Below are 22841 nucleotides of genomic sequence, written 5' to 3' on the forward strand. Positions count from 1 at the left end.
GTGTAGCCGCTGATTGTGAGGGGGGACTATGGACCTGCGACGCAGCGTGCTACAGATTCACCTAAACGCTAAAAAAACGTATCAGTTTGTGGCAGATGACTGCAGGGTGGCCTCGGATCTGATCCGTATAAATGAAGTTTTCCTGAGTCTGTTTTGTTTCCGACGGGGTTTCTACAGTAGAAGCCTTTGCAACCGTGGAAGCATTGACCATGAGCACAGCAACAATCGGACAGGCCTATAACTACAAGGTTGTGCGCCAATTCATCGTGGCAACCATCGTCTGGGGTGTCGTGGGGATGGCGATGGGGGTGTGGATCGCCTCGCAACTGGTATGGCCCGAGATGAACCTTGACCTGCCGTGGACCACCTTCGGTCGCTTGCGTCCGCTGCACACCAGCCTGGTGATTTTCGGCTTTGCCGGCAGCGCGCAGTTCGCCGCCAGTTACTACGCGGTGCAGCGCACCTGCCAGGTGCGGTTGTACTCCGACACCCTCGCCGCGTTCACCTTCTGGGGTTGGCAATCGGTGATCGTGACCATGCTGGTCACCCTGCCGCTGGGCTACACCACCACCAAGGAATACGCCGAGATCGAGTTCACCGGCGCGGTATGGATGACGGTGGTCTGGGTCGCTTACGCGGTCGTGTTCTTCACCACCGTGGTGCAGCGCAAGACCAAACACATTTACGTCGGTAACTGGTTCTTCGGCGCGTTCATCGTAGTGATCGCGATGCTGCATGTGGTCAATCACCTGTCGATCCCGGTGGACTGGTTCAAGTCTTATCCGGTGTATTCCGGGGCGACCGACGCCATGGTGCAGTGGTGGTATGGCCACAACGCCGTTGGCTTTTTCCTCACCACCGGGTTCCTCGGGATGATGTATTACTTCGTGCCGAAACAGGTCGGGCGCCCGGTGTACTCCTATCGCCTGTCCATCGTGCATTTCTGGGCGCTGATTACCCTGTACATCTGGGCCGGTCCGCACCACTTGCACTACACCGCGCTGCCGGACTGGGCACAGTCGCTGGGCATGGCGATGTCGCTGATCCTGCTGGCGCCAAGCTGGGGCGGGATGATCAACGGTATGATGACCCTCTCGGGCGCCTGGCATAAGTTGCGCACCGACCCGATCCTGCGCTTTCTGGTGTTGTCCCTGGCCTTCTACGGCATGTCGACCTTCGAGGGTCCGATGATGGCGATCAAGACCGTCAACGCCCTCTCCCATTACACCGACTGGACCATCGGCCACGTTCACGCCGGGGCGCTCGGCTGGGTAGCGATGATCACCTTCGGCGCGGTCTACCACATGGTGCCGAAAGTCTTTGGCCGTGAGCAGATGCACAGCATCGCCCTGATCAATGCACACTTCTGGCTGGCGACCATCGGCACCGTGTTGTACATCGCGTCGATGTGGGTCAACGGCATCACCCAAGGCCTGATGTGGCGCGCAATCAACGACGACGGCACGCTGACGTATTCGTTCGTCGAAGCCTTGCAGGCCAGCCACCCGGGGTTTGTGGTGCGCTTTACCGGCGGGGTGTTCTTCCTCAGCGGCATGCTGCTGATGGCCTACAACACCTGGCGCACTGTGCGGGTTGCGGACGTGGCGATGGCTGAGCGTGAAGCACAGATTGCCTGAGGCAAGGAGCCTGGAATGTTTGAAGTGCTATTGAATGTGATGGCGGTGCTGGGGCTTTGGCTGGGGGTTGAATATTGCCTGAAGCGGGAGACGGCGCAGAGCCTGGAGGATGCCAGTCTGATTCCGTTTGCGGATGATCCCGAGGTGGCGCGGCGAGTGGAATCGGCCACGGGGAAGAAGGTGAAGGCGGTAGCGCCAGAAGAGGTCAAGCCCGGCTGGGGCAACCTCAAAATCTGACCCACACCCTATCCAATGCAGGAGCCGAGCTCGGCTCCTGCAAGGGGGTTTAGTTCAGTCCGGGAGGACCTGGCCGCGATCACGCGGGATCAGGCCCTGCAACTGCTGCGCCAGAAAATTCGCATCAAATGCAAACGTGTCCGGGTCTTTCAGGCCATTGGTCTTGCGCCACTGCCAGCTGGTCGACGGCGGCAGGCACACCAGCGAAACGCTGCCATAGCGCGCGGCCGTCAGCCCCATCACCGCCAGGGAAATCTGACCGCCAGCGCCCATCACGTCCGGCACGAACTCCACCGGTTTGCCGGCAATGACAATGGACAATTTCTCGGTCTTGAACGGCGACGTCTCCACCGGCACGCTAGGCCCCGAAGCCACATACGCCTCACGGCTCACTTCCAGCAGATGCGGCGCCTGGACCGGTTCCAGCCACTGCTGGATCTGATCGAACAGCTCGCCGATACGCGTCGCCCAAAGCGCCGATTGCGACTCGAACGTCTGCTTTTTGTGCGCTTCGCTTTCTGCGTAGTGGCGAAGCATTTCGCCCAGTTGTTGTACGTCGTCCATTGCGGTGTTCCTTTGGTTGGAGCGGTGCTGCGGACATTGAGCATGGCAGATGCAGGCCGCCGGCGTACGACTAAAAGCGCGAGCGGTATTGGCTGGGGGTCATGGCCAGGTGTTTGCGAAAAACGCTGCCCATGTGCGACTGATGGGCGAAACCGCTGTCCAGAGCGATGCTGGCCAACGGCAGGTCCGTGTGTTCGATCATCCGTCGGGCGGCTTGCAGGCGCACCTCAACGAGATACGCATGCGGTGTCAGGCCCATGACCCGGGTGAAGTCGCGCAGAAAACGCAGTTCGTTGTGCCCGTAAGTCGCGGCCAACTGGTCCAGCGTCAGCGGTTCATGGAACTGCTCGGCGATCTGATCCAGTACCGGGGCGAACGCTTTGGCGTGCAGTCTGGATCGAGTCGTCACAGGCGCCTGGTCAATCAGGCTCAGGGCGGCTTGCTCAAGCGCCATCAGATCAGGTTGAGGGTTGAGCAACAGGCGTCGGATCTCGCGTGCGAACGTCAGCGCCCGTCGATCACCGGCTGACTGAACACGCTGGCGGACGGCTGGCAGCATCTCATCCGCAAACGGCTCATCCAGGCGCATCAACAGGTATTCACCACCGCTCGCCGATTCGGAAAACACCTCGACGCCCACCGGCGTGAACGCCAGCACACCGGGCAAAGTATCGAAATCCACCCGCCGGTCTGAATCAATGGCGTGTACGCCTTGCTGGCGCTCAAGCGTCACGCCCAGGGTCAACGACTGCGCCGGATCACGAACACTGTAGGCCGCACGGGGCAACAGTTGCAGGCAAGCTCTAGCGCTCAGCACGTGCTGGCTCAGCACGCCGGGCATGTGAAATTTCCTGATAGATGACCGTCAAGATCCACGGGATACTCTCGCAAGGTTAGCCATTCACAGGGAGCACCGCATGCGCACCATCGGCCTTATCGGCGGCATGAGCTGGGAGTCCAGCGCCGAATATTATCGCCTCATCAATCAGCAGGTTCGTGACCGGCTCGGGCCGTTGCGTTCGGCGCAGTTGCTAATGTACAGCGTCGACTTCGGGCCTGTCGAACAGGCCCAGCATGCCGGGCGCTGGGACGATGCGGCGGCGATTCTGGTGGACGCGGCGCGAGGGCTTGAGGCTGGCGGCGCCGAGTGTGTGGTGCTGTGTACCAATACCATGCACAAGGTGGCCGGACAGATTCAGGCCGCGATCACTGTTCCGTTCCTGCACATCGCCGACCCGACCGGTCAGGCAGCCGTCGATGCCGGTGCGCTGAAGGTCGGGTTGCTCGGGACCGCGTTCACCATGGAACAGGACTTCCTCAAGGATCGTCTGAGCGCGATGGGCTTGACCGTGCTGGTGCCGGAAGCCGAGCAACGCAACGCCGTGCACAGGATCATCTACGACGAGTTGTGCGTCGGGGTGATCAGCGAAACATCGCGCAAGGTTTACCAGCAGGTGATCGAATCGCTGACCCAACGCGGCGCCCAGGCGATCATCCTCGGTTGCACGGAAATCGGCATGCTGATCAAACCCGAACACAGCGCCCTGCCCCTGCTCGACACCACCGAACTGCATGCGCAGGCGGCGGTGGCGTTTGCACTGGGCGACTGAGTCACTCGGTGTCAGGCATGCGACGCAGACGCGCCATGCTCAGGGTGTCGACCAGTCGGCCGTCACGCACGGCGTAGTCACGGAGCAGGCCTTCGGTCTCGAAACCGAACTTTCGGTACAGGCCGATGGCCGCTTCGTTGTCGGCGTACACCGAAAGTTCGACCCGCCGCAGGTTCATCCAGTTGTCGGCGATGTCCAGCACCGCCGCCAACAGCGTCGAACCCACGCCTTTTCCCTGCCATGCCACCGCGACGCCCATGCCGATACTGCCGGCATGGCTGCGGCGGATCCGCGAGAATTGTTCCAGGCCAATGTTGCCGATGACCGTGCCCTGATGCAGCGCAACCAGTTTCACCAGGCGCTCGTTATCCGAGGCCAGGCGCTGGCGCCAGATCTCGGTGGATTGAAACGGCATTTGCAGGACCTGACGGGTAATGGCCGGGTCATTGTAGAGCGCGGTGACGCCCTCGATGTGGGCTTCGCTGAAACGTTCGAGGGTGATGACCGGTTCGGTGGCAGGCATGGGTGATTCATCCTTGAGGCAGACATGGCCGCTTACTCTACAACGCTATCTCCCAATATGGCGACATTCCCTGTGGGAGTGAGCCTGCTCGCGATAGCGGCCTAACATTCAAAATAAATGTCGACGGATACACCGCTATCGCGAGCAGGCTCACTCCTACAGTTAACCGTGGTTAGCTCTCGAACCACTCCCGGCGCTCGTTGAAGGTGTTGTGGATCAGCTCGACGATCATCTGCACATCGGCCTGACCTTGAGTGTCGGCATTCACCGCCATCCAGACCTGACGCGGCATCGGCTGCTCGAACAGTTCAGGCAACGCAATCAAACCACGGTCGAATTGGCTGATGTAGCGCGGCAACAACCCGATGCAGGCACTGCAGCGGATCATCTCCAGCATCAGTTCATAGGAATGCAACTGCACCACGCCAGCCAGACGCTGATCCACCACGCTGTTCCATGGCCGAAAGCTCTCGACCTGACGGTCATGCTGCCACTGCACGAGCATGAAGTCGGCCAGGTCATCGAGGCTGCCCGGCCGCGCCGCGACCCGCGAATAGCGTTTGGCGATGTGCGGCAGATACTCCAGACGCGCCAGTCGCTGCGGTTCGCTGACCGCAAAACTCGGCCCCGGCAGCGGCGAATCCGTGCCGGCCAGCCATAGCACCACATCGGCGCTGATTGCTTGCAGGCTCAGCTCACTGTCGAGGGTAATGATGTCCAGGCGCACGCTGGCGTTGCGGCGCAACAAGGCGACCAGGTCACGGCCGAGGATGTCATGCAGGATCGACTCGGCCACCGCCAGACGTATCAGCGGTTGCTCGATCACCGGTGCATCGCGCTCATGGGCCAGCGCGATCAGTTGCGCCTGAAGCGCCAACCCTTCACGACTCAGGGCCAGGCCATTGTCCTGATGATTGAACAGCGAACATTGCAATTGCGACTCCAGCTGCGCCAGGTGTTTGCGCAACTGCGTGGATTTGATGTTGAGGCTGCGAGCGGCCTGCATGAAGCACCCGCAACGGGCGCTCACCCGAAAGGACTGCGCCAGCACCGGGTCGATGCCGGCCGCATAGGTGGATTCCATCAATGACATCAGTGACTCCCTGTCGATCTATCCTTGAAAACCTCATCCTGCGCAGCGTGTATGAACCTGATGTGACACTCGGCGCGGATAATCGATTCAGCCGCCAGGGGTTTGCCGAAAACTCACCGCCAGGCGATTCCAGCTGTTGATGGTGGTCACGGCAATCGTTAAATCGACCAGCTCCGCTTCGCTGAATTGCTCCCTCGCCAGCGCGAAAACGTCATCCGGCACGTGGCTTTCGGAGAGCAGCGTCACCGCTTCGGTCCAGGCCAGCGCCGCCCGTTCCCGAGGGTTGAAAAAGCCGCTGTCGCGCCACACGACGATCGAATACAGGCGCCGATCCGTCTCACCCAGGCGGCGGGCGTCCACCGAGTGCATGTCGGTGCAAAAGGCGCAGCCGTTGAGCTGCGAGGCGCGGATCTTGATCAGGTGCAGCAACGCGGGCTCAATACTGAGGTTGCTGGTCAGGGCTTCCATGGCAATCATCGCTTTCATCGCTTTGGGCGACGCGCTGTAGTAATCCAGGCGGGAACTCATGGGGCGACCTCGTGACGCGATGATGTGAATTTCACGGTAGTCGTCGAGGTCGCGACGTGACAGAGCCAATTCGGCGAAATAACCATGGACCACTCGGCGCCAGACCAATCCCGGGTTTTTCACCTGCGCAACTTCTGCACGGCCGCGCATGCGGGTAATCTGGCGCGACGCACACGCGCCTCAACCGCTGCAGGAGCCTCGCCGGTATGGAACTTCATGTTGTCATCAACGGCCGCAAGGACCTGACGGGCCAGTTGTACAACCAGTTGCGCAGCGCCATCGAATCCGGGCGCCTCGCCGCCGGGACCCAGCTGCCGCCCAGCCGCTTGCTGGCCGAACAGCTGGGGATTTCGCGCAAGACCATTTCCGACACCTACGCGCAACTGACCTACGAAAACTTCCTCACCGGGGTGATCGGCAAAGGCACTTACGTGAATGCGCGCCCCTCGAAAATCGACCGCAAACAAAGCCATTCCGAACTGGCGAGTTTTGAGGTCATCGAATCCTGGCGCCAGCTGCCCGTATTCCTGCGGCACCCGACGCTGGAAGGCTCGTTGCGTTATGACTTCATTGGTGGCGCCACCAGCAAGGGCCAGTTCCCGCAGGATGACTGGCGCCGCTGCACCTCCCATGCCTTGCGCCAGATTGCCGGTTCCAAGGGCTTCTATAGCCTGCCCGAGGGCCTGCCGGCGTTGCGCAACGCCATCGCCCGGCACATCGCGTTCTCGCGCGGGGTCAATTGCCAGGACGAAGACGTGGTGGTGTGCAACGGCGCGCAACAGGCGCTGGACCTGATTTCCCGGGTGATCACGCGCCCCGGCAGCATCGTCGCCATGGAGGACCCCGGTTACCCGCCGGCGCGCCTGTTGTTTGGCTCGCACGGTGCCACGGTGATTGGCGTACCGGTGGACGCAGAAGGCATTCAGGTGGACAAAATCCCCCTTGGTACGCGGCTGATCTACGTCACACCGTCCCATCAGTTCCCGCTGGGCCTGCCGATGAGCCAGGAGCGCCGGGCGGCGCTGCTGGAGCGCGCTTATGAACTGGGCGCGATCATCATCGAGGACGATTACGACAGCGAATTTCGCTACGAGGGCCGCCCTACCGATTCGCTGCAAAGCATGGATGAGCGCGGGATCGTCGCCTACGTCGGGACCTTCTCGAAAACCCTGCTGCCGGAGTTGCGGCTCGGCTATGCGATTTTACCGCCGGCGATTCTCGAAGCCGTGATCCGCGCCAAACAACTCACCGACCTGCACACGTCGACCATGCCCCAATGGGCGCTGGCCAAATTCATCGCCGAAGGCTGCTTGCTCAAACATATCCGGCGCTGCCACACGATCTATGCCGGGCGTCGCGAACGCATCCTGGCGCGCATGGCGGGCGACCTGTCGCCGTGGTTCGAGCCAGTGCCGACCACGGCCGGGTTCCACATGGTGGTGATGTGCAAAGTGCCTATCGATCTGGCCCTGGTGATTGAATTGGCGAAAAAGGTCGAAGTCGGGCTCTATTCGATCGAGGCCTTTTACTTCCAGCAAGCGCCGCAGGACGGGCTTTTGCTGGGTTTTGGCGCCATTGACACGCTGGACATCGACACCGCCCTGGATCGTCTGCGCGACATTTTGCAGCAGGTGGCCTGACGGATTGGTCTGCGCCTTTACCGGGCGATTGGCTATTGGTGGTCCGGGGTTGCAGGCCTATCCTGCATAAGCGTTATCCCTCAATGAGCAGGATTCGTCCGGCCTGATTCAGGAGTGTGAGCAATGTCCCACGAAGTGATCAATACCGTACAGGTGCAGGCTGCCGCAGGCCGCTCGGATGAACTGGGCAAGCAACTGCAAAAGATTGTCGAAACCCTGCGCGAACTACCGGGCTGCGACTCCTATATGGTCGACCGCTGCCCCGAGGACACCAACCGCTGGACCGTCAGCGCGCGCTGGCAATCGGAAGCGGCGATGCACTCGCATTTCAACTGCCCGGAAGTCCAGGGCTTCATCGGCCTGATTGACAATCAACTGGCGAACGCCGTGGATTTCAACAGCTTCCCGATCCGCTAAAGCACCCTGTAGCCGCTCTGTAGCAGCCGCCGAACGCAGCCTCGCGTTGCTCGACAGCTGCTACAAGGCATACGTAATTCGGGGGCTGGATTGGTCCCCTCACCTTCCCGAATATTGGCTGTTTGATTGGTCCACCCTGCGGACTATCGTTGTTGCTGATGATAACCACCGCAGGTACTGAACCATGAAAGCTTTGCGTTTCCTTGCTGCCCCGCTTGCTGTCCTCGCCCTGACCGCCTCAGTCACCGCGCTCGCCCACGAAGGCCCTTCAGAAAAGGTCACGGTGCTGCAGGACCAATTGCTGAAAAACGTCCCTGGCAAAAAAGCCATGATGATTGAAGTCGACTACAAGCCTGGCCAATCCTCGATTGCCCATAAGCATGAAGGCACGGCCATGGCGTATGTCATTTCCGGCTCGATCACCTCCCAGGTGAAGGGTGAAAAAGCGATCACCTACAAGGCCGGCCAATACTGGTACGAGCCGGCAGGATCGGAACATTTGGTCTCGAAAAACGCCAGCGCCACCCAGCCCGCCAAACTGCTGGTGTTCATGGTGTTGTCGCCCGACGAGAAAGTGTTGATCCCACTGGAAAACTGATGGCTGAACGTACAACCATAAATAAAAAGGCCCGAACTTTGATTTCGGGCCTTTTTATTTCTTGAAGCAATCAAACGACCCTGTTTAAACCAAATAAAACTATTGAACTGACGATAAGCCTGCTTATTGGTTATTTAATTCTGTGAAGACAGGTTTAGTCTGGAATCACCGCCGCCCCTACCGGCACTCAAACTTCCCGACTCAAGTTGTTTCACTGGAGTAACACCATGAAACTTGCGCTTGTCAGTACCTTGACGATGACCGTTGTTTTATCAGGCTGCTCGATCCCCACTGCGCCAAGTGCGGTCTCTTCACTGGACGGCATCTTTACCGCGCCTGTTGGCCGCAGCAATGCCACGAGCATTCCTAATGGCCATAATGTGTCGCTTGGCATCGTCTACAGCCATAACACCCAGACCAATCGCGCCTACCTCCAGGACTACCAGGCCAACGCGGGCACCGGTTTCGGCCAGAGTTTGCTGGTGCAGCCGATTCATGACGCCTACGTCGCCACCTCTAAACCCGACCTGGCCGTGGATTGGGTCAAGGCCTCGTTGCAGCGCCAGTTCGGCTCGGTCACGGTGTACCCGGACATGCAGAGCCTCAAGGCGGCGAAACCGGACGTGGTCGCGATTGTCGACAGCCGCAGCCAGTTGATGACCTCGCGAAGTTCGGATATAGCGGCGGATGTCAGTGCAGACTTTTACGACGCTAATCTCAACTATATTGGCACTGCACAAGGGCATGACGCTAAAGCGCTGACGCCTCTGTGGGCGGACTTTAAACCGAGCTCGGAGATAGTGGCGGATATTAATGAGCAACAGAATGTGCAAGTCAGGGCGCTGCAGAAGTTTGACCAGTCGCTCAGTAATTTACTGACCAGCCCGACAGATAAAGTATCGATGCTGGATAATAATTCGGGGCGGAAGTTGTATTAAGGCATATGACCCCATCGCGATCAGGCAAAAAAAACCCGCATGTCTCCATGCGGGTTTTTTTCATTCAGCGCCTGATCAGGCCGCCGGTTCCAGCTCTTCGCTGACGGCACCAGTGGTGGTCACCACCGCTTGCCCGCTCAATGCCAGGTCCAGCAACTCACGGTTGGCCACCGCGTACATGGCGTAGTCCGTGCCGCTGGCGGCACGGATTTCCACCAGCATCGCGCGCCAGCGTTCGATCATGCCTTCGTGCGCTTCCATCCACAGCGCCAGGCGGGTTTCCACGTCCTGAGTGCCGTCGCCCTGTTGCAGGACGGAGATGGTGATTGCACGTTGCTGCCAGTCGACGTCATCACGGAACGCTTCACGGGCCAAGGCCTGCCAGTTGTTTTCAACCGGCAGAGCGCTGATCTGTTGCAGGTACCAGGTGATGTCCAGCGCGCTGCCGACGGCGAAGTAAGCCTTCGCCACGTCTGCTGCGTTCTGGCCGGTCACGTCCGACGCTTCGATGATTGGCAGCAAGGTGTACAGGTGAGTAGTGCCTGCAACCATGCGCGCCAGCAGCTCAGGTACGCCAGCGGCGACGTAAGCCTGATAGCGGGTCTGCCAGCCTTCGCGGGTCGGGCCTTCCAGCAGTTCGTCGAGCTTGAGGCCCAGCGCTGCCAGATGTGGACCGAAGTGCGCAACATCACGAGCGGCGTTCTGCTCGTTGCGACGGCTGCGCAGGAACCAGCGCGTGGCGCGACGGCCCAGACGCATCAGCTCGTCCATCAGCTCCAGTTGCACGTCAGCGGAAACCTGGTAGTCCAGGGCTTCTATCTGCCGGAACCAGTGCGGGAGGTGGAAGATATCCCGAACTATTACATAGGCACCCGCAACATTCGCCGGGCTCATGCCGGTCGACTCTTTGAGTCGTTGAACGAAGGTGATGCCCATGTGGTTGACCAGGTCGTTGGCGATCTGGGTGCTGACGATTTCGCGCTTCAGACGGTGACGGCGCATGGCTTCGGAGAACTTGCTCACCAGGGTCGGCGGGAAAGCGGTTTCCATGTCGCGGGTCAGGTAGTCGTCATCCGGTACCAGGGAGTTGAGCAGCGCCTCCTTGAGGTCGATCTTGCTGTAGGAGATCAGTACCGACAGCTCGGCGCGGGTCAGGCCGTGGCCTTCTGAAACGCGCTCGTTGATCGCTTCTTCGTTCGGCAGGAACTCGATGGCGCGATCCAGCTTGCCGCGGCCTTCCAGATCGTTCATCAGACGCTTGTATTCAGCGATACGCGGCAAGGCACGACGCGCAGCCAGGGACAGAGCCTGAGTCTGCTTGTAGTTGTTGCCCAGCACCAGGCTGCCGACTTCGTCGGTCATGCTCGCCAGCAACTGGTTACGTTGCTTGTCGGTCATGTCGCCCGCCTGAACCACTTCGTTCAGCAGGATCTTGATGTTGACTTCGTGGTCGGAGCAATCCACGCCACCGGCGTTGTCGATGAAGTCAGTGTTGGAACCGCCGCCATTGAGACCGAATTCGACACGACCCAGTTGGGTCATCCCGAGGTTACCGCCCTCGCCCACGACTTTGCAGCGCAGTTCGTTGCCGTTCACACGCAGTGCATCGTTGGCCTTGTCGCCGACATCGGCGTGGCTTTCGCTGCTGGCTTTGACGTAGGTCCCGATGCCGCCGTTCCACAACAGGTCTACCGGTGCCTTGAGCAAGGCATTGAGCAGCTCGGTCGGGGTCAGCTTGTCAGCGTGAATGTCGAAGCGCTCTTTCATCTGCGGGGAAATCGCGATGCTTTTCGCGCTACGGGAGAAGATCCCGCCGCCTTCGGACATGATGCTGGTGTCGTAATCCGACCAGGCCGAACGCGGCAGGTCGAACAGGCGCTGACGCTCGGCAAAGCTGTTTGCCGGCTCCGGGTTCGGGTCGATGAAGATGTGCAGGTGGTTGAACGCAGCCACCAGTTGCAGCGTCTCGGACATCAACAGGCCGTTGCCGAATACGTCGCCGGCCATGTCGCCGACGCCGACCACGGTGATGTTGTCTTTCTGGACATTGATGCCGCGTTCGCGGAAGTGACGTTGAACGCCGACCCATGCGCCTTTGGCGGTGATGCCCATCTTCTTGTGGTCGTAACCGGCGGAACCGCCGGAAGCGAACGCGTCACCCAGCCAGAAGCCGTAGTCGATCGCGATGCCGTTGGCGATGTCGGAGAAGGTCGCAGTGCCCTTGTCCGCGGCCACCACCAGGTATGGGTCATCGTCGTCATGACGCACGACGTTGGCCGGCGGCACCAGCGCGCCGTCTTTCAGGTTGTCGGTGATGTCCAGCAGGCCCGAAATGAAGATGCGGTAGCAGGCGATGCCCTCGGCCGCGATCTCGTCACGGTTGCCGCCCAGTGGCAGGCGACGCGGCAGGAAGCCGCCCTTCGCGCCCACGGGCACGATGACCGAGTTCTTCACTTGCTGGGCTTTTACCAGGCCCAGGACTTCGGTGCGGTAGTCTTCTTCACGGTCGGACCAGCGCAGACCGCCACGAGCAACGTTGCCGAAGCGCAGGTGCACGCCCTCGACACGAGGCGAGTAAACGAAGATTTCGAACTTCGGTACCGGCTTCGGCAGCTCTGGAATCTGGTGCGGGTTGAACTTGAAGCTGAAGTACGACTTGTTCTTGCCGTTGGCATCAGTCTGGTAGAAGTTGGTGCGCAGGGTGGCCTTGATCAGGTCCAGGTAGCGACGCAGGATGCGGTCTTCGTTCAGCACCTGGACTTCGTCCAGAGCGGCAATGATCGCGTGTTCCAGGCGTTGCTGCTTGTCTTCCAGATCATCGCCCGACAGCTTGCGCGCCAGGTAGAAGCGGGTCTTGAACAACCGGGTCAACTCGCGAGCGATGTCGGTGTGGTTGTTCAGGGTGCTGGCGATATAGCCCAGGTCGAAGCCCAGACGGATCTGCTTCATGTAGCGAGCGTAAGCACGCAGCAGCGCCACATCGCGCCACGGCAGGCCGGCGGTCAGCACCAGGCGGTTGAACGCATCGTTCTCGGCATCGCCACGCACGATGTGGACGAAGGCGTCCTGCAGCGTGTCGTTGAGTTGCTGGATGTCGAGTTCCAGGCCTTCGGCGGCGGTGAACGCGAAATCGTGAATCCAGAACTCGCGACCATTGGTGTGACGCAGGCGATACGGGAATTCACCCAGCACGCGCAGGCCGAGGTTCTCCAGGATCGGCAACACGTCGGACAGCGCCAGCGGCGTGTCGGCGTGATACAGCTTGCAGTGCAGCATGCGCTGGCCGGACACCTGACCCAGTGGCTGATAGAAGCTCATCACCAGTGGATTTTTTTCGTTCAGGCTCAGCAGGTGTTGCATGTCGACCACAGCCGAGTGGGCGGCGAAACGCTCGCGGTAACCGGCCGGGAAGCCTTTCGGGAAGTCGGCCAGCACGTTGGTGCCATGGGCTTCGCCGAAACTTTCAACTACCAGGCTCGCGTAGTCGTCCTGCCAGCTGCGGCAAGCTTGCACCACTTCTTTTTCCAGCAGAACCGGGTCGATGTCGAGGCGGTTCTTCGGGTCGACGCGCAGGATCAGTTGCACGCGGGCCAGCACGGATTCGGAGAAGAACGTCCAGAACTCGCAATCCGAGGCTTTCAGGCGATCCATCAGCACTTGCTGGATCTTCTGGCGCACTTCGGTGGAGTAAATGTCCCGTGGCACGTAGGCCAGGCAGTAGCAGAAACGGCCGTACGGGTCTTTGCGCAGGAACACACGAATCTTGTTGCGTTCCTGGATCTGCACGATCGACATCACGGTGCTGAACAGTTCGTCGACCGGGGTCTGGAACAGGTCATCGCGCGGCAGCACTTCAACCACCTGCGCCAGTTCCTTGCCCAGGTGAGCCTTGGCCTGGAAGCCGGAACGGCGTTCGATTTCTTCGACCTTGCGGCGGATGTACGGGATGACCCGCACGCTCTCGCCGTACACCGAAGAGGTGTACAGGCCCATGAAACGGCATTCCTTGATGACGTTGCCGTCAGCATCGATTTCACGGATCGACACGTAATCCGGGTAAGCCGGACGGTGTACACGGCTTGGGTGCGCAGCCTTGGCGAACGACAGCAGTGTCGGTTCGCGCAGGTAGTTCACGGCGTAGTCTTCGATGCGCAGGTCATCGTAGGTCAGGCCGGTACGCAGCAGTTTGGTCAGGCCGAGGAAGGAATCCTGGTCGTAGACGATGTGGCCGCCGTCGGCTTCATCGCGCACCACGAACTCTTCGTAGCCGAGGAACGTGAAGTGGTTGCCCACCAGCCATTCCAGGAAGCTTTTGATTTCGCCTTTTTCTTCAGGGTCGACCGCGTACTGGCTGTTGTCCAGACCGGTGAGAATTTCCTGGACCTTGGCTTTCATCGGTTCGAAATCGGCGACGGCGACGCGGACTTCACCGAGTACCTGCTCCAGCTCTTTGCTCAGGACATTGAGCTCGGCGGTGTTGGCGCAACGGTCGATTTCCAGGTACATCAGCGATTCTTGAAGAATGCCTTCGCCCTGGGTGCCTTTGGGCAGGATTTCCAGCAACTCGCCCTTGCTGCCGCGACGCACGCTCAGCACAGTGGTTTGCAGGGTATGAATGCTGTAGCCGCGACGGTTCAGCTCGGTACGCACCGAGTCCACCAGGAATGGCAGGTCGTGGTGCAGCACTTCGACCGCAGTGTGGGTCGACTGCCAGCCGTGGCGTTCGTAGTCGGGGTTGTAGACGCGCACTTGCGGTTGCGCGTGATCGAAGCGCTCAAGCAGGCGCCACGCAGAAAGGGTGCAGCCGGCGAGGTCGGACAACCGACGCTGGGTCAGCTCGTCCAGGGAAATGATGCCGAAGAATTGTTCAGCGAACAGCGCCACTTGTGGCAGTGCCTGTTCACTGATGTGCTGTGCCAGTGCCGCTTGCAGTTGGTGCTGGAAGTCGGCTTTGCTGGCTGCGGTGAAGAACGCCATCTGTGGTACTCCGCTTGGGCTTGTTATTGATGGAAGCGTCGCGTGCAAAACCCCTTTCGGGGCGATCCGTCACCCTGTTCCTGATTCTCGGGCAGAGGAAACAGGGGACAGGTGGGTGAAGCTGGACGAGACACTCAGGTCACATTCACCTTCCATGAATGGGCATCTGCAAAACCGACTGGGCTGCGAACAGCGCAATGTCTTTACAGGTGCTCATCCGTTGCGCAGCTTAACGAGTGCGGCGAGGCCCGTGCTTGCGGTGCTGCGACATATTCGGTCATCGGTACGCAACTGGCGGCACACGCCTCGAACAACACTAGCAGCCGTGGGCAAAAACGGGCGTTTTATCCCCGGTTTTCCGGCACCTGCGTACCAGAAATGACCAGTAACACTCCAAGTGTCCACGCCCCTGCTCTGACACTCAGCCGAGCAGAAATTCCGTTGGGCTGGCAGAATTGCGCTTTGTGCGTCTTCACCACGCTCGTCGAGCCAGGAATTTCCCATGCAAATGACCACCGCCCTCTTGATTGTGAACCCTTGCGATGACGAGGAAGACAACATGGCCATGCTCTGCTGCCACAGTGAGGAGGGCGACATGTTCCTGATGAGTCGCTACCCGGACGAGGACGAACTGGAAATCACCCTGGATGGCGAGCCTTCGACCCTGGATGGGGTGAAAGTCACCCTGAGTTCGAATCTGTTGAAGATCGAGATTGCGGCGGCGGATGCCGATGCATTGAACGGGAACGATGTGCTGGAGATCACTTTCAACCCGGATATGGTGGATATGGATGAGGTTGTAGAGACCCTGAAGAACATCCTCGACGGGACCGGGACCTTCATTAACGAAGTTTGATAGCGTCTGGATGGGTCTCATCGCTGGCAAGTCAGCGCCCACGGTGGTCGATGTGTTGCACAAATCGCATGCTCAACGCTGAAACTTGTGGGAGCTGGCTTGCCAGCGATGAGGCCAGAACTGCCACCTCAACGCTCCCCTGCTACAAAAATCCAACAATTTCGCCAACCATTTCCCGCACTTTGCACAAAATGCCGTTAGTCCCCGCCCCCCGCGATGGATTAAAGTAACGCCCCCAGCCCAAGCGTTATTCGAACGACTTCGGCCACCTTCTCCAGGAACAGTCATCGATGGAACATCGTGAAGCGCTGCTCGCGCTGCGAACCTTTCTTTCAACGCAGATTCTCGGCCAGGAAAAACTCATCGAGCGTTTGCTCATCGCGTTGCTTGCCGACGGCCACATGCTGGTCGAGGGCGCCCCGGGCCTGGCCAAGACCAAGGCCATCAAAGAACTTGCCGAAGGCATCGAAGCGCAGTTCCACCGCATCCAGTTCACCCCCGATCTGTTGCCTGCCGACATTACCGGTACCGAAATCTATCGCCCGGAAACCGGCAGCTTTGTCTTCCAGCAAGGTCCCATTTTCCACAACCTGGTGCTGGCGGACGAAATCAACCGTGCCCCGGCCAAGGTTCAATCGGCGCTGCTCGAAGCCATGGCCGAGCGTCAGGTCAGCGTCGGGCGCAGCACTTATGAACTGTCGCCGCTGTTTCTGGTAATGGCCACGCAAAACCCGATTGAGCAGGAAGGCACCTACCCGCTGCCCGAAGCGCAGCTCGACCGTTTCCTGATGCATGTGAAAATCGGTTTCCCGGACGCCGCGGTTGAACGCAAGATCCTCCAGCAAGCCCGTGGCGAAGCCCTGAACGGCGAAACCAAGCCGGAACGCCGGGTCAGCCAGCAGGCGATCTTCGCCGCACGCAAGGAAATCCTCGGTTTGTACATGGCCGACGCCGTAGAGGAATACCTGGTGCAACTGGTCATGGCCACGCGCAACCCGGGCAAGTTCGACCCGGAAATGGCCGACTGGATTGCCTACGGCGCCAGCCCTCGCGGTTCTATTGCCCTCGACCGCTGCGCCCGCGCGCATGCCTGGCTGGCCGGCCGCGACTTCGTCAGCCCGGAAGACATCCAGGCCGTGTTGTTTGACGTGCTGCGCCATCGCATCATTCTGTCCTTTGAAGCCGAAGCTGCTGGTATCGACCAGGACCGGGTGGTCCAGCGGATTCTCGACGTCGTAGCCGTCGCTTGACCCCGATGAACGCCCTACTGCCGCCCGAGCCGGGCATCCGTGTCAGCCTCGCCGAGCTGATCGACATGCGCCATCGCGTGCGGGAAGTGCAGTTATTTTCCACGCCGAGCCAGCGCAGCCCGCTGATCGGCCTGCACCACTCGAAATTTCGCGGGCGCGGGGTGGACTTCGACCAGGTGCGGGTGTATCAGGCCGGCGACGATGTGCGCACCATCGACTGGCGCGTGACTGCGCGCACCCAGGAGCCCCACACCAAACTATTCCATGAAGAACGCGAACGGCCGATTTTCATCATGGTCGAGCAAAGTTGCCGGTTGTTTTTCGGTTCGGGCCTGATGTTCAAATCGGTGCTCGCCGCTCAGGCTGCCAGCCTGATTGGCTGGGCCGCGCTGGGTCATAACGACCGGGTGGGCGGGTTGGTGTTCGGTGACAACGAGCATTACGAAATCAAGCCGCGGCGCAGCAAACAGAGCCTCCTGCAATTGCTCAACCGGCTGGTGCGGGTCAATCAATCGCTGCACACCGAAACCGAGCAGAACCGCGACTCCCTCAACCTGGCCCTGCGTCGGGCGCGGGAAGTGTTGCGCCCCGGCAGCCTGGTGATCGTGATCTGCGACGAGCGCGCCTTGACCGAGGGTTCGGAGCAACAACTGAGCCTGCTGTCGCGCCATTGCGACCTGTTGCTGCTACCCCTCTCCGATCCGCTGGATCACGCCCTGCCCGCCGCCGGTTTGCTGCGATTCGCCGAACGCGGCGCGCAACTGGAACTCGACACCCTGAATTTCGACCTGCGCCAGACCTATCGCGCCCAGGCCGAAGCACGCATCGCCCGCTGGGAATTGCTCGCCCAGAAGCTGCGCGTGTTGCTGATGCCGTTGAGCACCCAGAGCGAGATGGTCGAACAACTGCGCGAATTTCTGAACCCACAGAAACCGGGGAAAGGTCGATGAGCAGCCTCGATCAACTGCAACCGCTGATTAGCCCGCCGCCCATCGAATTCTGGCCGCCCGCGCCGGGCTGGTGGCTGTTGCTGTCAGTGCTGCCGCTGATCGGATTTGGTCTGTGGCGGATGCGCCACTTGGTCGTGCGCAAACGTCCCATCGTTCGCGCCGAACAACCGCTGGACCCGGTGCGTCTCGCCGCGCTGGCCGAACTGGCGCAAATGCCCAAGCCCTACGACGGCGCGCCGGCCGGTGCCTGGCTGCAGCAGCTCAATGGCTTGCTCAAACGCCTGTGCCGCAACCACTACCCCTACAGCCAGAGCCACACCCTCAACGGGCGCAAATGGCTGGCCTTTCTCGACAACCGCTGCCCGGCGGCCGGTCTGACCCGCTGGATGGTGCTGGTGGAAGGCGCCTACAAACCCGAATGCAAACTCGACGACAAGGCCATTGCCGGCCTGACCCAAGCCGTCGACACCTGGATTCGCAAACATGTTTGAGTTCGCCTGGCCGTGGATCTTTGCCTTGCTGCCCTTGCCGTGGCTGATGCGCGTCTTGCTGCCAGTGGCCGACAGCGGCGAGCCGGCCCTCAAAGTCAGCTTCCTCAATGACCTCGAAGGCCTGGCCCGCCGCCGCGCCCGGGCGAACCTGCCGGCCTGGCGTCAGCAGGCACCGTTCATGCTGCTGTGGCTGTTGCTGCTGATCGCCGCCGCACGTCCGCAATGGCTGGGTGAGCCGCTGCCGATTGCCGCCAGTGGCCGCGACTTGCTGGTGGCGGTGGACGTGTCCGGCTCGATGGATTTCCCCGACATGCAGTGGCAGGACGAGGACGTCAGCCGCTTGAGCCTGGTGCAGCATTTGCTCGGTGATTTCCTGGAAAGCCGCGATGGCGATCGGGTCGGCCTGATCCTGTTCGGCAGCCAGGCCTATCTGCAAGCGCCGCTGACCTTTGACCGACACACCGTGCGCGTGTGGCTCGACGAAGCGCGGATCGGCATCGCCGGCAAGAACACCGCCATCGGCGATGCCATCGGCCTGGCCCTTAAACGCCTGCGCCTGCGCCCGGCACAGAGCCGCGTGTTGATTCTAGTGACGGACGGCGCCAACAACGGCGGTGAAATCGACCCATTGACCGCCGCGCGACTGGCGGCCAGCGAAGGGGTAAAAATCTACCCCATCGGCATTGGCGCCAACCCGGAAGAAAGCGGCACGCTGGGCTTTTTGGGCGTGAACCCGAGCCTGGACCTCGATGAGCCGGCCCTGAAAGCCATCGCCGAAGCCACTGGCGGTCAGTACTTCCGCGCCCATGACGGCAACGAACTGCAGATTATCAAGGACACCCTCGACCAACTCGAGCCCGTAACGCAACAACCGACCCAGGCCCGCCCGGCGCAGGCGTTGTATCACTGGCCGCTGGCCATGGCGCTGCTGCTGAGCATGCTGTTAGTGGTGCGCGAGCGCTGGCCACACAACCCGTTGCAACGCCTGTTCACCAAGGATCTGTTCTTGCAATCACCCCTGCCTGACTGGCGCCAGCGCCTCAAACGCCTGCGCCTGCGGAGACGCCGATGAGCGCGCTCTGGCCGTTCTGGTTCCGTCCGTGGTGGCTCTTGCTGTTGCCGGTACTCGGCTGGCTGCTGTGGCAACTCTGGCACCGGCAAAAGCGTGCCGGGCGCTGGCAGATGATTCTGCCGCCGGCCTTTCACGCCGCACTGCTCAGCGGTGGCAATGGACGCGACAGCAAACTGCCGTGGGTCGTGCTTGGCCTGGCCTGGGTGTTGACCGTGCTGGCGCTGCTCGGCCCGAGTTGGCAACGGGTCGAACAAAACAGTCAGAAGCCCGCCGACCCGCTGGTGGTGGTGCTTGAACTGACCCCGGAAATGCTCGCCACCGACGTGACACCGAACCGGTTGGAGCAGGCGCGGCGCAAGCTCCTTGATCTGCTTGAGGTGCGCAGCGACGCCCAGACGGCCATCGTCGTCTACGCCGGCAGCGCTCACACGTTGGTGCCGCTGTCGGATGACCTGTCGACCAGCCGCAACCTGCTGGATGCGCTGAAACCGTCGCTGATGCCCGAGGCCGGCCATCGCGCCGACCTCGCGGTGAGCAAGGCCCTTGCGTTGCTGAGCCAGGGCGCCCTGGGCGATGGCCGGATCCTGCTGATCGGTTCAACCCTGACCGAACAGGAACGCGAAGGCATCCATAAGGCTCTGGACGGTCACTCAACCGAATTCCTGATGCTGGGCATCGGCACCGCCGAGGGGGCGCCGGTGGCTCAGGAGGATGGCAGCTTCCTCAAGGACAGCGAGGGCGCCATTCTGGTGCCGCGCCTGGACAACTCAAGCCTTAAAGCTTTTGCCCATGATCTCGGCGGACGCTATCGCCAGGCGCAACTGGACGAGGCCGACCTGCGTGCGCTGGGCCTGCTGGATGGCCCGCGCATGCTACGCGATGACGGACAACTGTTGCGTCTCGATACCTGGGCCGACCAGGGTTACTGGCTGTTGCTGCCGCTGTTGCTGCTGGCGGCGTGTGCCGGGCGGCGCGGCTGGCTGTTCTGCCTGCCGTTGCTGTTGGCGCTGCCACAACCGAGTTATGCCTTCGACTTCGAAGACTTGTGGCTGCGCCCCGATCAACGGGGCCTGCACTTGCTCAGGCAAGACCATCCGGCCAGGGCTGCGCAGTATTTCCAGGACCCGCAATGGCAAGGCGTGGCGCTGTATGAAGCCGGCGACTACAGTGGCGCCGCCCAGCGGTTTGCCCAAGGCAGTGACGCCCACGCCCACTACAATCGAGGCAATGCCCTGGCCAAAAGCGGTGAGCTGGAAGCTGCGCTGGATGCGTACGAACAGGCGCTGGAATTGCAACCGGATCTGCGCCCGGCCCTGACCAACAAAGCGTTCGTGGAGAGTCTGCTCAAACAGAAAAACACCCCGCCGCCGGTAGAGCCCCAAACGCCTGACGACAACAAGGCACCGTCCGCCGCGCAAGAATCGCAGCCCGGCGCAGCCACGCAACCGACGAGCGAAGGTGAACCGCAGACCGGCGTCCAACAGACCACACCGGACGCCGAACAACAGGCCACCTCGCCACCGAAACCGGGCGCCAATGAAGTGCCGGGCAGCGAGTTGGGCGACGAGCAAAGCACCCGGCCGCCACCGCGCCCGACCAGCGACACGATCGAAGGCGAACAGCTTCAAGCACTGGAGCAATGGTTGCGCAAGATCCCGGATGATCCGGGTGAACTGCTCCGGCGCAAATTCTGGTACGAACAGCAACAACATCAGGATCAGGAAAAACTCGATGACCCGCTTCACCCTCTTCATGCTCGCCCTGCTGTGCTGTGCCGTTCAGGCACAGGCAGAGGGGCTGGTTGCCAGCGTTGATCGCAGTCGCCTGAACTCCGGCGAGACGGTCGAGCTGACCCTTGAATCCAGCGACGTCACCCAGTTCGGCAAGCCGGACCTGAACCCGCTGGAGCCGCTGTTCGAAGTGCGCGGCACCCGACAGGTCAACCAGTTGAACACCCTCAGTGGCGACAACCGCGCGACCACGCGCTGGATCATTACCTTGCTGCCCAAGGAAAACGGCAGCGTGACCATTCCGCCGTTGCAACTGGGCGAGGCGCAGAGCCAGTCGATCACGCTGCAAGTGGTCGAGAGCGAAGACCAGAACACCGCGACCAAACTCGCCCCGGTGTTCATCGACGCCAGCCTCGACCAGAGCAGTGTGTACGTGCAGGCCCAGGCGATCCTGACTTTGCGCATCTACCATTCGGTGTCGCTGTACGACGACAGCAGCCTGACCCCGTTGCAGGTGCCCGATGCGCGCATCGAACCGCTGGGCGAGTCGCGTACCTACGAGAAAGTCATCAACGGTCTGCGCCATGGCGTGATCGAAATGCGCTACGCGATTTATCCGCAACACAGTGGCGAATTGGCGATTCCGGCGCAGATCTTCAGCGCCACACTGGTCGACACCCAGCCGGCGCAGGACGCCGCCGCCCAAGTGCCGAAGTCCGGCAAGCTGATGCGCGTCAGCTCCACGCAAATGTTGCTGACGGTCAAGGCCAAACCGATCACCTACCCTGCCGATCTGCCCTGGTTGCCGGCCCGCAGCGTAACCCTGAGCGAAAGCTGGAATCCGGAACCGGACCACGCGCAGGTCGGCGACTCGCTGACCCGCAGCCTGATCCTCAAGGTTGAAGGCCTGGCCAGTTCGCAACTGCCACCGCTGCCGGCCACCGACGTCAACGGCTTGCGGCGCTACCCGGATCAACCGGTACTGGGCAACCAGAACAGCGAACGCGGCCTGATCGGCAGTCGTGAAGACCGTGAGGCCCTGGTGCCTGCGCGCAGCGGTGCCATCGAGTTGCCGGCGGTGGACGTGGTCTGGTGGAACACCTTCGAAGATCATCTGGAACGCAGCAGCCTGCCGGCGCGCACCCTGCAGGTCGCGAATAATCCGAGCATGCAGGTCGATACACCAACCGGGATGCCTCAGGTCGGTTCCGCCGCGGACAGCGAAACCCTGTGGCGCTGGAAACTCAGCACGCTGATCCTGGCCTGCACCACCCTGCTCGGCTTCGGCCTCTGGTGGCGAGCGCGCTGGCAACCGGCGATCCTGCGTGCCACGCAGACCGGCCCAAGCCCGCGCACCGTACTGGATGACCTCAAGCGCGCCTGCCTGGCGAACGATCCACACGCCACCCGCCAGGCGCTCGACGCCTGGGCGCGGCAACAACCGGAAACCCTGGCCGACATGGCCGCCCGCTTCGTGCCCTTGTCCGATGCGCTGGACGGTTTGAACGGCGCACTCTACAGCGAAACCGGCCAGCACTGGCAAGGCGAAGAACTGTGGCGCGCGATCAAGGCCATCCCGATTGCCGAACGGATCCAGGACCCGGTGGGTGATAGCGGCCTGCCTCCCCTTTACCCCAAATAACCCTCTGAAGCAGCTGACGAGCAGCGCGAGGCTGCGTCCGGCTGCGAGGCAGTCGTAAATCCTGCTGACGCGGTCTATCTGAAATACC

The 22841-nt window shown here is 61.2% G+C and carries 19 protein-coding genes and 1 pseudogene; 14 read left to right on the forward strand and 6 right to left on the reverse strand.

Features of this window, described 5'->3' with window-relative positions; genetic code table 11:
• Positions 1-209 precede the first annotated feature (209 nt).
• Together ccoN and AB4N43_RS03650 are read left to right on the forward strand one after the other, a co-directional pair.
• Positions 210-1637 carry a cytochrome-c oxidase, cbb3-type subunit I gene (gene ccoN, locus AB4N43_RS03645; protein WP_410921485.1) on the forward strand — a complete coding sequence of 476 codons (1428 nt, stop codon included), beginning with the start codon at positions 210-212 and terminating at the stop codon, positions 1635-1637.
• 15 nt (positions 1638-1652) lie between these two features.
• Entirely contained in the window at positions 1653-1874 is a 222-nt protein-coding gene (locus tag AB4N43_RS03650; protein WP_027923439.1) for a hypothetical protein, read from the forward strand.
• 54 nt (positions 1875-1928) lie between these two features.
• Here AB4N43_RS03650 and AB4N43_RS03655 read toward each other — a convergent pair whose 3' ends face one another.
• Together AB4N43_RS03655 and AB4N43_RS03660 are read right to left on the reverse strand one after the other, a co-directional pair.
• Positions 1929-2438: a hypothetical protein gene (locus AB4N43_RS03655; RefSeq protein WP_027923438.1), complete on the reverse strand. Its 510-nt coding sequence runs from the start codon at positions 2436-2438 to the stop codon at positions 1929-1931.
• 70 nt (positions 2439-2508) lie between these two features.
• Positions 2509-3279, reverse strand: coding sequence for a helix-turn-helix domain-containing protein (locus AB4N43_RS03660; protein ID WP_460153203.1), 771 nt, complete (start codon positions 3277-3279; stop codon positions 2509-2511).
• Positions 3280-3355: 76 nt separating this feature from the next.
• Here AB4N43_RS03660 and AB4N43_RS03665 point away from each other — a divergent pair, with 76 nt between their 5' ends.
• Positions 3356-4048: an aspartate/glutamate racemase family protein gene (locus AB4N43_RS03665; protein WP_027923436.1), complete on the forward strand. Its 693-nt coding sequence runs from the start codon at positions 3356-3358 to the stop codon at positions 4046-4048.
• A gap of 1 nt (position 4049) precedes the next feature.
• On the opposite strand, the gene AB4N43_RS03670 is transcribed toward AB4N43_RS03665, so the two are convergent.
• The 3 genes from AB4N43_RS03670 to AB4N43_RS03680 form a co-directional block, all read right to left on the reverse strand.
• Positions 4050-4571 (reverse strand): GNAT family N-acetyltransferase, encoded by a 522-nt coding sequence (locus AB4N43_RS03670; protein ID WP_059180943.1) that lies wholly within the window; start codon positions 4569-4571, stop codon positions 4050-4052.
• A gap of 172 nt (positions 4572-4743) precedes the next feature.
• Positions 4744-5664: a LysR family transcriptional regulator gene (locus AB4N43_RS03675; protein ID WP_027923434.1), complete on the reverse strand. Its 921-nt coding sequence runs from the start codon at positions 5662-5664 to the stop codon at positions 4744-4746.
• A gap of 87 nt (positions 5665-5751) precedes the next feature.
• Entirely contained in the window at positions 5752-6192 is a 441-nt protein-coding gene (locus AB4N43_RS03680) for a carboxymuconolactone decarboxylase family protein (RefSeq protein WP_027923433.1), read from the reverse strand.
• Positions 6193-6398: 206 nt separating this feature from the next.
• Between AB4N43_RS03680 and pdxR the strand changes: the two genes are divergently transcribed.
• The 4 genes from pdxR to AB4N43_RS03700 all read left to right on the forward strand — a co-directional run bounded on the left by pdxR (position 6399) and on the right by AB4N43_RS03700 (position 9785).
• Complete coding sequence (gene pdxR / locus AB4N43_RS03685) at positions 6399-7832, forward strand: MocR-like pyridoxine biosynthesis transcription factor PdxR (protein ID WP_027923432.1); 1434 nt, start codon at positions 6399-6401, stop codon at positions 7830-7832.
• 123 nt (positions 7833-7955) lie between these two features.
• Entirely contained in the window at positions 7956-8249 is a 294-nt protein-coding gene (locus tag AB4N43_RS03690; RefSeq protein WP_027923431.1) for an antibiotic biosynthesis monooxygenase family protein, read from the forward strand.
• 184 nt (positions 8250-8433) lie between these two features.
• A complete protein-coding gene (locus tag AB4N43_RS03695; RefSeq protein ID WP_194939978.1) occupies positions 8434-8847 on the forward strand; it encodes a cupin domain-containing protein in 414 nt (137 codons plus the stop codon).
• Between the two features lie 227 nt (positions 8848-9074).
• Positions 9075-9785: a hypothetical protein gene (locus AB4N43_RS03700; protein WP_027923429.1), complete on the forward strand. Its 711-nt coding sequence runs from the start codon at positions 9075-9077 to the stop codon at positions 9783-9785.
• A gap of 75 nt (positions 9786-9860) precedes the next feature.
• On the opposite strand, the gene AB4N43_RS03705 is transcribed toward AB4N43_RS03700, so the two are convergent.
• The gene (locus AB4N43_RS03705) at positions 9861-14762 is read right to left on the reverse strand and encodes an NAD-glutamate dehydrogenase (protein ID WP_059180945.1); all 4902 of its coding nucleotides are present in this window, start codon (positions 14760-14762) and stop codon (positions 9861-9863) included.
• Positions 14763-15264: 502 nt separating this feature from the next.
• Here AB4N43_RS03705 and AB4N43_RS03710 point away from each other — a divergent pair.
• From AB4N43_RS03710 to AB4N43_RS03740, 7 genes and pseudogenes are all read left to right on the forward strand, one after another.
• Positions 15265-15618, forward strand: a complete 354-nt coding sequence (locus AB4N43_RS03710; protein WP_059180946.1) for a hypothetical protein — start codon at positions 15265-15267, stop codon at positions 15616-15618.
• A gap of 290 nt (positions 15619-15908) precedes the next feature.
• Positions 15909-16868, forward strand: a complete 960-nt coding sequence (locus tag AB4N43_RS03715) for an AAA family ATPase (protein WP_027923426.1) — start codon at positions 15909-15911, stop codon at positions 16866-16868.
• 5 nt (positions 16869-16873) lie between these two features.
• Entirely contained in the window at positions 16874-17818 is a 945-nt protein-coding gene (locus AB4N43_RS03720) for a DUF58 domain-containing protein (RefSeq protein ID WP_027923425.1), read from the forward strand.
• Positions 17815-18309 (forward strand): DUF4381 domain-containing protein, encoded by a 495-nt coding sequence (locus tag AB4N43_RS03725; protein WP_027923424.1) that lies wholly within the window; start codon positions 17815-17817, stop codon positions 18307-18309. The genes AB4N43_RS03720 and AB4N43_RS03725 overlap by 4 nt, the downstream gene beginning before the upstream one ends.
• Complete coding sequence (locus AB4N43_RS03730; RefSeq protein ID WP_027923423.1) at positions 18302-19381, forward strand: vWA domain-containing protein; 1080 nt, start codon at positions 18302-18304, stop codon at positions 19379-19381. The genes AB4N43_RS03725 and AB4N43_RS03730 overlap by 8 nt, the downstream gene beginning before the upstream one ends.
• Positions 19378-21108, forward strand: a pseudogene (locus AB4N43_RS03735) (tetratricopeptide repeat protein); the annotation flags it as partial. The gene AB4N43_RS03730 and the pseudogene AB4N43_RS03735, both read left to right, overlap by 4 nt.
• A gap of 4 nt (positions 21109-21112) precedes the next feature.
• A complete protein-coding gene (locus tag AB4N43_RS03740; protein WP_027923421.1) occupies positions 21113-22753 on the forward strand; it encodes a BatD family protein in 1641 nt (546 codons plus the stop codon).
• Positions 22754-22841: the final 88 nt, after the last annotated feature.

It is taken from the genome of Pseudomonas sp. S2_B07 (assembly GCF_054668435.1).